This is a genomic window from Actinomadura sp. 3N508, from assembly GCF_044326375.1.
Classification (GTDB): Bacteria; Actinomycetota; Actinomycetes; order Streptosporangiales; family Streptosporangiaceae; genus Spirillospora.
In genome coordinates this window covers 91114-103966 of the sequence record NZ_JBIRAX010000014.1, presented here as the reverse complement: position 1 = coordinate 103966, position 12853 = coordinate 91114, and the positions used below count along the sequence as shown (strand labels likewise).

11 protein-coding genes are annotated in these 12853 nt (G+C 71.0%); 3 read left to right on the top strand and 8 right to left on the bottom strand.

Features of this window, described 5'->3' with window-relative positions; translation table 11 throughout:
- Positions 1-102: 102 nt before the first annotated feature.
- Positions 103-1071, top strand: a complete 969-nt coding sequence (locus ACH34S_RS36815; RefSeq protein ID WP_395957525.1) for a zinc-binding dehydrogenase — start codon at positions 103-105, stop codon at positions 1069-1071.
- A gap of 21 nt (positions 1072-1092) precedes the next feature.
- On the opposite strand, the gene ACH34S_RS36810 is transcribed toward ACH34S_RS36815, so the two are convergent.
- From ACH34S_RS36810 to ACH34S_RS36780, 7 genes are all read right to left on the bottom strand, one after another.
- Positions 1093-1827, bottom strand: coding sequence for a helix-turn-helix transcriptional regulator (locus tag ACH34S_RS36810; protein ID WP_395957524.1), 735 nt, complete (start codon positions 1825-1827; stop codon positions 1093-1095).
- Positions 1828-1846: 19 nt separating this feature from the next.
- Positions 1847-2692, bottom strand: coding sequence for a DUF4097 family beta strand repeat-containing protein (locus ACH34S_RS36805; RefSeq protein ID WP_395957523.1), 846 nt, complete (start codon positions 2690-2692; stop codon positions 1847-1849).
- Between the two features lie 93 nt (positions 2693-2785).
- The gene (locus tag ACH34S_RS36800; protein ID WP_395957522.1) at positions 2786-2965 is read right to left on the bottom strand and encodes a DUF6104 family protein; all 180 of its coding nucleotides are present in this window, start codon (positions 2963-2965) and stop codon (positions 2786-2788) included.
- An 87-nt stretch (positions 2966-3052) separates the two neighbouring features.
- Positions 3053-6718, bottom strand: coding sequence for a multifunctional oxoglutarate decarboxylase/oxoglutarate dehydrogenase thiamine pyrophosphate-binding subunit/dihydrolipoyllysine-residue succinyltransferase subunit (locus tag ACH34S_RS36795; RefSeq protein ID WP_395957521.1), 3666 nt, complete (start codon positions 6716-6718; stop codon positions 3053-3055).
- Positions 6719-7243: 525 nt separating this feature from the next.
- Entirely contained in the window at positions 7244-7915 is a 672-nt protein-coding gene (locus ACH34S_RS36790) for an AIM24 family protein (RefSeq protein ID WP_132177373.1), read from the bottom strand.
- A 61-nt stretch (positions 7916-7976) separates the two neighbouring features.
- A complete protein-coding gene (locus ACH34S_RS36785; protein ID WP_395957520.1) occupies positions 7977-8885 on the bottom strand; it encodes a glutathione S-transferase family protein in 909 nt (302 codons plus the stop codon).
- 50 nt (positions 8886-8935) lie between these two features.
- Entirely contained in the window at positions 8936-10003 is a 1068-nt protein-coding gene (locus ACH34S_RS36780) for a dihydrodipicolinate reductase (protein WP_395957519.1), read from the bottom strand.
- Between the two features lie 227 nt (positions 10004-10230).
- Here ACH34S_RS36780 and ACH34S_RS36775 point away from each other — a divergent pair, with 227 nt between their 5' ends.
- Both ACH34S_RS36775 and ACH34S_RS36770 read left to right on the top strand, forming a co-directional pair.
- Positions 10231-11133 carry an SDR family oxidoreductase gene (locus ACH34S_RS36775; protein WP_395957518.1) on the top strand — a complete coding sequence of 301 codons (903 nt, stop codon included), beginning with the start codon at positions 10231-10233 and terminating at the stop codon, positions 11131-11133.
- Between the two features lie 4 nt (positions 11134-11137).
- Positions 11138-11932, top strand: coding sequence for an enoyl-CoA hydratase/isomerase family protein (locus tag ACH34S_RS36770; RefSeq protein WP_395957517.1), 795 nt, complete (start codon positions 11138-11140; stop codon positions 11930-11932).
- Here the strand turns inward: ACH34S_RS36770 and ACH34S_RS36765 are convergent.
- A complete protein-coding gene (locus ACH34S_RS36765) occupies positions 11929-12771 on the bottom strand; it encodes a sirohydrochlorin chelatase (protein WP_395957516.1) in 843 nt (280 codons plus the stop codon). The two genes, ACH34S_RS36770 and ACH34S_RS36765, sit on opposite strands and share 4 nt — an antisense overlap.
- Positions 12772-12853: the final 82 nt, after the last annotated feature.

Sequence of the window (12853 nt, the reverse complement as noted above, 5' to 3'; positions counted from 1 at the left end):
GCGGAGCTCGTCCGTTGAATGGTGGTGGGTGGAGGCTGGAGGACGGTCCGTCCCCTGGGGGCGGGCCGTTCGCCGACCGGACGGTCGATTAGGGTGCCTTGCATGTTCGCTGTCACGGCAACCAAGATCGACGCAGACAATCCGCTGAACGGGCTGGCGGCAGGGGAGCGGCCCGATCCCGACGTGCCGGACGGGTGGACGACCGTCACGGTGAAGGCGGCCGCGCTCAACCACCACGACCTGTGGTCGCTCAAGGGCGTCGGGCTGCCCGCCGACCGGCTCCCGATGATCCTCGGCTGCGACGCGGCCGGGGTGGACGAGGACGGCAACGAGGTCATCGTCCACTCGGTGATCGGCGATCCCAGCCGCGGGGGCGGCGACGAGACCCTCGACCCGAAGCGGTCGCTGCTGTCGGAGGTCCATCCGGGGACGCTGGCGGAGAAGGTCGCGGTGCCGCGCCGCAACCTCGTCCCGAAACCGGCCGGGCTGTCGTTCGAGGAGGCCGCGTGCCTGCCGACGGCCTGGCTCACCGCGTACCGGATGCTGTTCGACAAGGCGGGCCTGCAGCCCGGGGCCTCGGTACTGGTGCAGGGCGCGGGCGGCGGCGTCGCGACCGCGGCGATCGCGCTGGCGGCGGCGGCCGGGTACCGCGTCTACGCGACCAGCCGCAGCGAGGCCAAGCGCGAGCGGGCGCGGGGACTCGGCGCGGACGAGGCGTTCGAGACGGGCGCGCGGCTGCCGGAGCGGGTCGACGCCGTCATCGAGACCGTGGGCCAGGCGACGTGGTCGCATTCGCTGAAGTCGCTGCGGCCCGGCGGCCGGATCGTGGTCTCCGGCGCCACCAGCGGGGCGGTGCCGCCGGCGGAGCTGAACCGGGTGTTCTTCCTGCAGCTGTCGGTGATCGGGTCCACCATGGGGACGCGGGACCAGCTGGAGCGGCTGGCGCGGTTCCTGGTCAAGACGGGCACCAAGCCCGTGATCGACCGGACGCTGCCGCTGAGCCGGGCGCACGAGGGGTTCGCCGCCATGGCGGAGGGAGACCTCTTCGGGAAGATCATCTTCACGCCCTGACGGTCAGGGCCGGCCGGGCCGTCAGGGCTTCTTCGGCTCGTCCGTGCGGAAGATCTCCTGCTTCAGGCGTTCGCAGGACTCGTTCAGGAGGGTCTGGGCGGCGGCGAGGTCGTCGTCGTCCAGCCGGGCCGACTTGGCGGCCTTGCGGACGTCCTCGACGAACCCGCGCAGCAGGCGCTCCAGCTTGAGGCGGGCGACGTCCTCGCGGGTCCCGGTCGCCGTCTTCCAGGCGTCCTCCCAGTTCTTCCGCCACTCCTCCTTCCACCCCTGCGTCTGCTCGCGCCAGTACTCCTTCTGGCGCTTCCACTCGTCCTTCTGCCGGCCGGTCGTCTCCTTCCAGGCGTCCTTGGACGTCGCCTTGCCCTCGTCGCGCATCGTCCGGGCGGCCTGGGTGAGCTCCTCGCGCAGCGTCCGGACGGTCTGCCGCACGTCCTCCTGCACGCCGCGGGCGAACTCCTGCGCCGACGCGGAGATCTCCTCCTCCAGCTCCGCGAGCTCGTCCATCCGGCGCTCCAGCTCCTCGCGGCCCTTGTCGGTCAGCGAGTACACCTTCTTGCCCTTGATCACCTCATGGGTGACCAGGCCCTCCGACTCCAGCCGGGCGAGCCGCGGATAGATCGTTCCGGGGGAGGGCGAGTAGACCCCGAGGAACCGGTCCTGGAGGAGCCGGATCACCTCGTAGCCGTGCCGCGGGCTCTCCTCCAGGAGCTTCAGCAGGTACAGCCGCAGGCGACCGTGGCCGAAAACGGGACTCACGTCGTCCTCACTTCTCCCTTCACGGGGTGGTGATGTCGGGCTCGCCGTCGTCGCGCCCGATGAGGGTGACGGCGCCGGACACGGTGTTGACCTTCAGCCGTCCCGAGCCGTCGCCGATCCTGCCGGACCGGGTGCGCCCGAGCAGGCCGTCCTGCTCGGTGAGCTCGGGGAACGTGGTGTCCAGCGGCCCGGCGGCCGAGTTCAGCGTGACCTGCGCGTCCGCGGACTGGGGGATGCGCAGCGCCACCGCGCCGGAGACGGTGTTGACGTCCACGCGTGCGTCGCCGTCCAGGTGCACGTCGGCGGCGACGCGGCCGCTGACGGCCCGCGCCGACAGCCGGGCGACGGAGCCGCCCGCGAGGGACAGGTCGCCGGAGACGGAGGTGAACGCGACCGCGCCGTCCAGCCCCTGCGCCTCGACCGCGCCGGAGACGGTGTTGGCGTCGACCGCGCCCGCGACGCCGTCGAGCGTCACGTCGCCGGAGGCGCTCTTGATGGACGTGCGGGCCGTCGTGCCGGTGACGACGGCGTCCGCCGACACGAGGTTGAGGCTGACCGGGCAGTCGTGCGGGACGGTCACCGTGACGGCGGCCCGGCACCGCTGGGTGCGCAGCCAGTTCAGCACGCCCTCCCACAGGTTCTCGTGGGAGATCGTCAGCATGCCCGCCTCGTGCGTGATCACCAGCGGCGGGCCCTCGACCTCGCCGACCATGACGGACGGGCGCTCGGCGGAGGCGAGCACCGAGATCGTCCCGGCGATCAGCGTGGCCCGCAGCGCGACCACGCCGTCGAAGTCGAGGGTGGTCGGTTCGTCGATCGTCCAGCGCGACATCGCGATCTGCCCTTCGTCCGAGCTGCGCCCCATCCAGTAAACACGATATGTCGCGTCTCTGGAAAGTCAAGATGTATCGCGTTCAGTTACGTGTTCATCCGGCCCGTGCGGCCGACCGCCTCCGCGCTACTCGTCGTCCTCCTCGTCCAGCCGGGCCAGCCAGGTGGCGAGCCGGTCGACGGACGTCTCGAACTCGGGGTTGAGGTCGACGAACTCGCGCAGGCGCTCGGCCAGCCACGCCAGGCTGACCTCCTCGGCGCCGCGCCGGTCCGTCAGCTCCTCGATGCCCCGATCGGTGAAGTACATTGCCTGGTTTCTCTCTCGTGCTGATCGTCGGCCCGGGACGCCGAGGGCTCCGGCGCCGTGCGCCGGAGCCCCCAGAGTCCGTCACGTCTACTTGGGTGCGAACAGGCGGGCGAGCAGGGCCTCCTGCTCGGCCTGGTGCAGCTTCGCCGAGCCCACCGCCGGGGACGACGACGCCGGGCGCGACACCCGCGACATCTTCAGCCCGTCGATGTGGTGCGGCAACTTCAGCGCCATGAACGGCCAGGCGCCCATGTTCGCGGGCTCGTCCTGCACCCACACGACCTCGACGCCCGCCGGGTACTTGGCGAGCTCGGCCTTGATCTCGTCGACCGGCGGCGGGTAGAGGCGCTCGACCCGGACGACGGCGGTGTCGGTCGCGGCCGCGGCGTCGCGGGCCTTGGCCACGTCGTAGTAGATCTTGCCGGTGGTGAGCAGCACGCGCCGCACGCCCGCCGGGTCGATCGCCGGGTTCACCTCGGGGATGATCGGCTGGAACGCACCGCCGGTGATCTGCTCGACCGGGGAGGTGGCCGCCTTCAGCCGCAGCAGCGACTTGGGCGTGAACACCACCAGCGGCTTGTTCCGCTTCGACAGCACCTGCCAGCGCAGCAGGTGGAAGTAGTTCGCCGGGGTGGTCGGGTAGATCACGGTCATGTTGTCCTGCGCGCACAGCTGGAGGAAGCGCTCGATCCGCGCGGAGGAGTGGTCGGGGCCCTGCCCCTCGTAGCCGTGCGGCAGCAGCAGCACGACGCTGGAGTGCTGGCCCCACTTCTGCTCGCCGGAGGAGATGTACTCGTCCACGATCGACTGGGCGCCGTTGGCGAAGTCGCCGAACTGGGCCTCCCAGCAGACCAGCGCGTCGGGGCGGGTCATGGAGTAGCCGTACTCGAAGCCCATCGCCGCGTACTCGCTCAGCAGCGAGTCGTGGACGTAGAACTTCGACACGCCCTGCCCGAACTGCTTGAGGGGGGTGTACTCCTCACCGTTCTTGCGGTCGACGAGGACGGCGTGGCGCTGGCCGAACGTCCCGCGGCGGGTGTCCTGGCCGACGAGCCGCACCGGGTGGCCGTCGATCAGCAGCGAGCCCATCGCGAGCAGCTCGCCGGTGGCCCAGTCGATCGCGTCGTCCTCGATCATCTGCGCGCGGCGCTGCAGGATCGGCTGGAGCCGCGGGTGCGGGGTGAAGCCCTCCGGCAGGGAGACCTGCGACTCGATGATCCGCTTGACGGTCTCGGCCGGGATCGCCGACCCCGCCGAGGCGTGGTCGATCGGGATGCTCTCCTCGACGTCCGGCTTGACCACCGAGCCCGGCTCCTGCGGCCGCTTGACCGCCTCGCGGGTCTCGGTGAACGCGCGCTCCAGCTGCTCCTGGTAGTCGCGCAGCGCCTGCTCGGCCTCCTCGACGGTGATGTCGCCGCGGCCGATCAGCGCCTCGGTGTAGAGCTTGCGCACCGAGCGCTTGGCGTCGATCAGGTCGTACATCAGCGGCTGGGTGAACGAGGGGTTCTCGCCCTCGTTGTGGCCGCGCCGCCGGTAGCAGACCATGTCGATGACGACGTCCTTCTTGAACGTCTGCCGGTACTCGAACGCCAGCCGCGCCACCCGCGCGCACGCCTCGGGGTCGTCGCCGTTGACGTGGAAGATCGGCGCCTGGATCATCCGGGCCACGTCGGTGGAGTAGACGCTGGAGCGCGAGTACTCCGGCGCGGTGGTGAACCCGACCTGGTTGTTGATGATCACGTGGACGGTGCCGCCGGTGCGGTAGCCGCGCAGCTGCGACAGGTTCAGCGTCTCGGCGACCACGCCCTGCCCGGCGAACGCGGCGTCGCCGTGCACCAGGATCGGCAGCACGCTGAACCCGGCCTCGCCGACGTCCAGCAGGTCCTGCTTGGCGCGGACGACGCCCTCCAGCACCGGGTCGACCGTCTCCAGGTGCGAGGGGTTCGCGACCAGCTCGCAGTGGATCTTGGAGCCGTCGTCGGCGACGAAGTCGCCCGCCGCGCCGAGGTGGTACTTCACATCGCCCGAGCCCTGCGCGCTCCGCGGGTCGAGGTTGCCCTCGAACTCGCCGAAGATCTGCCCGTAGGACTTGCCGACGATGTTGGCCAGCACGTTCAGCCGGCCGCGGTGCGCCATGCCGATGACGACCTCGTCCAGGCTGTCCTTGGCCGCCGCCGAGATCACCGAGTCGAGCAGCGGGATGACGGACTCGCCGCCCTCCAGCGAGAACCGCTTCTGCCCGACGAACTTGGTCTGCAGGAACGTCTCGAACGCCTCCGCGCTGTTCAGCCGGCGCAGCACGTGCAGCTGCTCCTCGCGGGACGGCTTCTCGTGCGGGACCTCCACGCGCTCCTGGATCCAGGCGCGCTCCTCCGGGTCCTGCATGTGCATGTACTCGATGCCGACCGTCCGGCAGTACGCCATCCGCAGCACGCCGAGGATCTCGCGCAGCTGCATCGTCGGCTTGCCGCCGAACCCGCCGGTCGCGAACTCGCGCTCCAGGTCCCACAGGGTGAGGCCGTGCTTGAGGATGTCGAGGTCGGGGTGGCGGCGCTGCTTGTACTCCAGCGGGTCGGTGTCGGCCATCAGGTGGCCGCGGACCCGGTAGGCGTGGATCAGCTCGTGGACGCGCGCGACCTTGGCGACGTCGTCCTCGTGGGTGGCGGAGATGTCCTTCACCCAGCGCACCGGCTCGTACGGGATGCGCAGCGCCTCGAAGATCTCGTCGTAGAAGCCGTCGGCGCCGAGCAGCAGCTCGTGGATGCGGCGCAGGAAGTCGCCCGACTGCGCGCCCTGGATGATCCGGTGGTCGTAGGTGGAGGTCAGCGTCATGACCTTGCTGATCCCCATGCGGGCGAGGGTGTCGCTGGACGCGCCCGCGAACTCCGCCGGGAACTCCATCGCGCCGACGCCGATGATGGTGCCCTGGCCGGGCATCAGGCGCGGCACCGAGTGGACGGTCCCGATCGTGCCCGGGTTCGTCAGGCTGATCGTCGTGCCCTGGAAGTCCTCAATGGTGAGCTTGCCGCTGCGGGCCTTGCGGACGATCTCCTCATAGGCGGCCCAGTACTGGCGGAAGTCGAGCGTCTCGGCGGCCTTGATGCTCGGCACGACCAGCTGCCGCGACCCGTCGCTCTTCTGCAGGTCGATCGCCAGCCCGAAGTTCACGTGCTCCGGCCGGATCAGCACCGGCTTGCCGTCCACCTCGGTGAACGCCGCGTTCATCTCCGGCATCGCCGCGAGCGCCTTGACGATCGCGTAACCGATCAGATGCGTGAACGAGACCTTTCCGCCCCGGCCGCGCTTCAGATGGTTGTTGATCACAATGCGGTTGTCGATCAGCAACTTCGCCGGGACGGCCCGCACGCTCGTCGCCGTCGGAACCCCGAGGCTGGCCTCCATGTTGGACGCCGTCCGCGCCGCGACGCCGCGCAGCCGGACCTCCTCGGCGCCCTCGGGAACCGGCGGCGGAGCAGGCTTGTCGCTCTTCGGCGCCGGCTTCGCGGCCTCCGCCTTCGGCGGCTTCACGGGCTGCTGCGGTGTCGGCGGAGCGGCCGGGGAACCGTTCGCGGCCTTGGCGGCCGCGCCATCGAACGGCGCCGGGGGGGACGCAGACGTCACGGACGACGGCCGGCTGTCCGGCTGGTAGTCCGCGAAGAAGTTCCACCAGGCCTCGTCAACCGAGTTCGGGTCCTCGAGGTACTTCTGGTACAGCTCGTCGACCAGCCACTCGTTGGCGCCGAAGTCTGTCATGTTGGGGTCGGCACTAGATTGCGACGACTCTGTCGACACGGCGGAGATCGCCCTCTTCCGCAGCTCGCAGGTAAGTTCTGAGACGAATCAAGGCTACCGTGTTGACCCAGGGGGGCGACCCCCTGGAACCCCCCGTCACGACGCAGGCGATCCTCACGCCGCCGTTGCGGTCTGTCGTGCCCGTGACGGGCGTGCGTGGCGTCGCTCCGGTCGCCTGCGTCGTCGGGTCGTGCGACCTCCGGGCGCCGGGCGCCCTCCGGCCGCACGACCCGTGGCCCCGGCTGAGGCCCCGGCCAAGGGACCGGGCCCGTCCAGGAATCGAGTCGTGCAGGGTCGCAGCCACCTCAGCCATCGGCGCAACCCCGCAACGACCTCGACACTCGCGATCGCGTCCGAAGGCAGGTTCGAGCCTGCGAGAACCTGATCGCGCAGCGAGCCGCCAGGCGAGCCGGAGCGATGCCAGCGATCGCCCGCGTTTCTCGACGATGGAGGGCCGCCAAGGCCCGAAGGAGGAGAGAAATGCAATTAGTGGGTGTGGGGGGCTACGGTCGGACCCTCGCTGGCCTGGATGAGGACGAAGCCCTGGCCCTGGTAGGCGAGCTGCATGGCCTCGCCGCTGCCGCGTCCGATGAGGGCGCCCGCCTTGAAGGTGCGGTTGACGCCGACCTGGAGGCTGGTGCTCCACGCGACGGCGGACTGGCCGTCGGCGAAGGTCGGGGCGCGGCCGCAGTCGAGCATGACCGGGGTGCCGTGGGTGGTGAGGGCGACCCAGCCGGTGCCGGTGAGGGTGGTGTTGAACAGGCCGCCCGCGGCGATGCCGGCGCCCTGGACGCGCTGGATGTCGGACTGCAGGTGCGAGTCGTAGGCGAGGATGTTCTTGCCGTTGACGGTCATGCCCTCGTTCTCAAGGTAGAAGAGGTGGATGTCGTCGGCGTCGTTCGCGCAGAACAGCAGGCCCTGGCCCTTGACGCGCATCAGCGGCACGCCCTCACCGGTCAGCGCCTTCTTCATGAACTTGCCGAGGCCGCCGGAGCCTTCGTAGTCGAACTCCATCTGGCCCTGGAAGGCGACCATGGAGCCCTGCCGGGCCAGGACGTCCCCGTTGAGGTGGACCCGGAGCATCTTGGAGTTCTGGAGTGCGAAGTGGCCGGGGAGCTGCTGCCCCTGGTCCATGTTCCCGAAGAATTGGCTGCGCATGGTCGGGTGGTGCCTCTCGTGCGGTTACTGGGAGAACCGCCAGCATAACGAGGGGATGGGGTCAACGTTCCCGGTTGTGCGGGGTCGTCCAGTCCACGAGGGGTCCCTTGGGGACGATGCCGGTCGGGTTGATGTGCCGGTGCGTCACGTAGTAGTGGCGCTTGATGTGGTCGAAGTCCGTGGTACCGGCGAAGGCGGGGACGGAGTACAGGTCGCGGGCGTAGGCCCACAGGTTCGGGTAGTCGACCAGGCGGCGCAGGCTGCACTTGAAGTGCGAGTAGTAGACGGCGTCGAACCGGGCGAGGGTGGTGTAGAGGCGGACGTCGGCCTCGGTGATCTGGTCGCCGAGCAGGTAGCGGCGGGTGGCGAGGCGCTCTTCGAGGTCGTCGAGGGTGGTGAAGAGGGCGTCCACGGCTTCCTCGTAGGCGTCCTGGTCGGTGGCGAAACCGGCCTTGTAGACGCCGTTGTTGACGTTCGTGTAGACGAGGCCGTTCAGCTCGTCGATCTCGGGGCGAAGTGCCTCCGGGTACAGGTCGGGGGCACCGGGACGGTGATACTCCGTGAATTCCGTCTCCATCATCGTGGTGATGTTCGGGAAGTCGTTGGTGACCAGGCGCTTCGTCTCGGTGTCCCAGATGCAGGGGACGGTGTAGCGGCCCTCGAACGAGGGGTCGGTGGCCAGGTACAGCTCGGAGAGGAACTCCGCGCCGGTGACGGGGTCGCGGCCGGGGATCCGCCAGCCGCGCTCGTCGCGGATGGGGTCGACGACGGCCAGGCCGATCACGTCCTCCAGGCCCAGCAGCTCCCGGACGATCATGCTCCGCTGCGCCCACGGGCACGCGTACGACACGAACAGCCGGTAGCGGCCGGATTCGGCCGGGAACCCGCTCGTGCCGTCGGCGGTGATCCGGTCGGTGAACCGGTTCGCCTGCCGGACGAACCGCCCGCTGCCGACCTCCTGCGTGGTCATGCCCGACTCCCTGACGTTCTCCACAGGTCCCCCTCTTTCCCGTCTTCCTCTCAGACTCGCATGCGGCCGCAGATCATCGGGAGGTCGAGGTGCGTGCGGATGCCGGGCGGGGCCGCGCAGACCACCGGGACGGAGTTGAGCACGTGCGCCGCGGCGGCGGAGATCGGGTCGGACACCCAGGTCTCGTCGGCCGCCAGCGTGACGGACGGGCGGCCCTCCACGCGGAGCGAGTAGCCGGGGCGGCCCCACTCGTCGGGCATCCGGGCGGCGTCCGCCTTGTGCACGATCTCGACCGTGATGACCGGGCGTCCGGCGGCGATGCCGCTGAAGGTCCAGCGGACCGCGGCGACCGTGCCGCGGGGGACCGGACCGGCGGCGGTGGCGAGGTCGGTGCGGGCGAGGCGGTGCTCGACGTCCACGTCGATCTCGTCCAGGTCGACGCCGAGCCCGGCCGCGACCAGGTGCAGGCTCTCGGCGAACAGCGCCCGCATCGTGGTGCGGTTCGGCCGCAGCGCGCGCAGGAAGGCGTCCTCGTCCTTCCCGAAGCCGACCGTGTGGTGGACCATCTGCCAGGACGGGTGCCGGGAGAAGTCGAAGCACTCGCGGGCGTAGACGTGGGTGATCCGCCGGGACAGCCGCGACAGGACCAGGGGCATCACGTCCGCCATGAAGCCGTTGCTGATCCCGCTGCCGTGCACGGACGTGCCGCCGCGCTTGCACGCCTGCTCCAGCTCGCTCGCGACCTGCGGACCGTGCGCCTGCGGGTAGACGTAGCCGTTGGTGGCGATCACGTTCTTGCCGGACGACAGCAGCGAGCAGATCAGGTCGAGGTCGGTGTAGCGGTCGAGGGCGGGGGTGGGGGCGTAGACGACGCAGTCGGCGTCCAGGTCGAGGACGTCGTGTAAGTCGCCGGTGGCGGGGATGCCGATGGGGTCGCGGCCGGCGAGCGTCCCGGCATCGACGCCCGCCTTGCCCGGGGTGTGCGCCCAGGCGCCGGCCAGCTCCATGTCGGGCCGGTCGAGGACGCCCCGGATCACGCAGCGGCCCAGCGCGCCCGTCGCCCACTGCACGACCCGGTACGGGCGGGGGTTCGTCGAGAACGCGTCGGCAGGGCTCATCGGGACGGGGACCTCCGAGGGAGCGCGCCCGGCATCGGGCGAAAAGCGGCATTCGGTGAAACTTTCCTCCCAAGCCCCATCGTACGCGGGAACGAAATGACGTCCAGTGGGGCGGCGGAACCCGGGGGGCGTGGCCGAGCGGGATTCGGTTTACTGGTACCACTGGGTAACCCCTGGATGGTTACCTAGGGCAGTCCGTCCCGTTCGGTGCATGTGAGGAGTCTGAGATGTCGGAACTGCGCTACGACGGCCGGGTCGCGGTCGTCACCGGGGCGGGCCACGGCCTCGGCCGGCGGCACGCGCTGGAGCTGGCCGCGCGCGGCGCCAAGGTCGTCGTCAACGACCTCGGCGGCGACCGGTCCGGCACCGGCGCCTCCGCCGGGCCCGCCCAGGAGGTCGCGGACGAGATCACCAAGAGCGGCGGCGAGGCCGTCGCGAACCCCGGCAACGTCGCGACGCCGGAGGGCGCGGAGTCGATCGTGCGGACCGCGCTGGAGGCGTTCGGCAAGCTCGACATCCTGATCAACAACGCGGGCATCCTGCGCGACCGCTCGTTCAAGAACATGACCGCGGACGAGTGGGACGCGGTCATCGCCGTCCACCTGCGCGGCTCGTTCCTGGTCTCCAGCGCCGCCTGGCCGCACCTGCGCGACAACGGGTACGGGCGGATCGTGAACACCTCGTCCCCGGCGGGCCTGTTCGGCAACTTCGGCCAGGCCAACTACGCGACCGCCAAGATGGGCCTGGTCGGGTTCACCAAGACCCTCGCGCACGAGGGCGCCAAGTACGACATCAAGGCCAACGCGATCGCGCCGGTCGCGTGGACCCGGATGACCGAGGACCTGCTGCCCGCCGAGTTCGCCGACCGGATCGGCGTCGAGCAGGTCACGCCGCTCGTCGCCTACCTCGTCCACGAGTCCAACCATGACTCCGGCGAGGTCTACACCGTCGGCGGCGGGCGCATCGCGAAGGTCTTCGTCACCGAGGGCCCCGGCTACGGGCAGAACGAGACGCTGTCGGTGGAGGACGTCCGCGACAACTGGGCGGCCATCAACGCGGACACTCCGATGACCGTGTACAAGAACGCGATGGAGCAGATGGGCCCGCTGATCCAGCAGCTCGGCTCGTGAGCCGTTGAGCGGGATCGAGCTCGACCGGCGGGACGGGGTGTGCAAGATCACCCTGTCCCGTCCGGAGCGCCTGAACGCCGTCGACGTCGCGCTGACCGAGGAGCTGCTGGACGTCCTCAACGAGCTGATGCGCGACCCGGACACCCAGGTCGTCGTCCTCACCGGCAAGGGCCGCGGCTTCTGCTCGGGCATGGACCTGCGCGGCGGACCGGCGGCGGAGGGCGCCGGAGGCCGCGTCCAGCGGCTCCACCACGGCATCGCCCGCGGCGGCGAGGTCACCGCGCGGCTGCGGGAGATCCCGCAGCCGGTGATCGCGGCGCTGCACGGCCCGGTCGCGGGCATCGGCGCGGCGTGGGCGCTGGCCTGCGACCTGCGGGTCGCCGACCCGACCACCCGCTTCGTGCTGCCGTTCACCGATCTCGGGCTTTCCGCGGGCGACTGCGGCCTGTCGTGGCTGCTGCCCCGCCTCGTCGGCCCGGCGAAGGCCGCGGAGATCTCCTACCGCGCCCAGCGCCTGGACGTGACCCGCGCCGACGCCCTCGGCCTCATCACGGAGATCGCCCCCGAGGGCGCGGACTTGGACGCCGCGCAAGCCCTGGCCGACGAACTCCTCACCAAGTCCCCCTACGGCTTGCGGCGCACGAAGGAGCTGCTCAACGCGTCGCTCGACGCCCCCGGCCTCCGCCGCCAGCTCATGGCGGAGACCGCCGTCCAGACCCTCGCCTTCTTCACCGAGGACCTGGCCGAAGGCATGACCGCCACCCTCCAGAAACGCCCCCCGGAATTCAAGAACCTCTAGTCAGCCAGGGCCAGGGAGAGGGCTTCCACGTAGCGGAGGGCGGCCAGGCGGGCCAGGGCCGGGTGGGGGCCGAGTGGTCCGGAGTAAGGGCAGCCGACAGAGGCGGCGGCGGATGCCACCCGTGCCGCGTCCGGTTCCGGGCCGATCAGGTGCGGGGCGAGCGCGATGGACGTGGCGCCCGCCGCGCGGAGCTGCTCGGCGGCTGCCTTGACGGACGCCTCGTCGTTCAGCGAGGCGGTGAAGACGGGCGCGGCCAGGCGGGACGCGAGCAGCACGCCGGTGACCTCGGCCTGCCGGACGGCGGCGGCGTCGCCTGGGGTGGCGATGATGACGCCGGACGCGGCGGTCACCATCGTCATCAGCCTGATCCGGTCGGCGCGGGCGAGGCCGGAGTCGGCGAGCCGGTCGTGCAGGGCCTCGGCGATGAGCGGGTGCGGGCCGAGCGGCTCGGCGGCGACGGCGTTGGCCGGGGCCGCCGCGACGGCGTTGCGCAGGGCCGCGTCCATGGCCGCGTCGGGGCCGGTGGACAGCGGCACGACCACGGCGCCGAGCTCGTCCGGGTCGTGGCGCAGCCCGGCGAGGACGTTGTGCAGGTTCGCCTCGTCGCCCTCCAGGTAGGCGACGCGGGCGGGCTGGCCGGTGTGCTCGATCTCGACGAGCCGCGCCAGCTCCAGGGCGGGCTCGGCGCCGGCCCGCCGGGCGGGGCCGGGGACGGCCAGGACCAGCGTGGGGGATCCGGGGGGAAGCAGGAACGATTCGTCGCCGCGGTGCCGGCCGCCGCGGGGGGCGCGGCGCCGTCGCGACGGCAGTGCCTCGGGTACCTGGCTTTCGGGACTCACGGCGGGCATCGTAACGCCCTCCCGCCAGGAGGTCGGCCTCCCGTCCCGGCCGCCGTCGTTGCCTGGGTGAATCGTGGTCTCC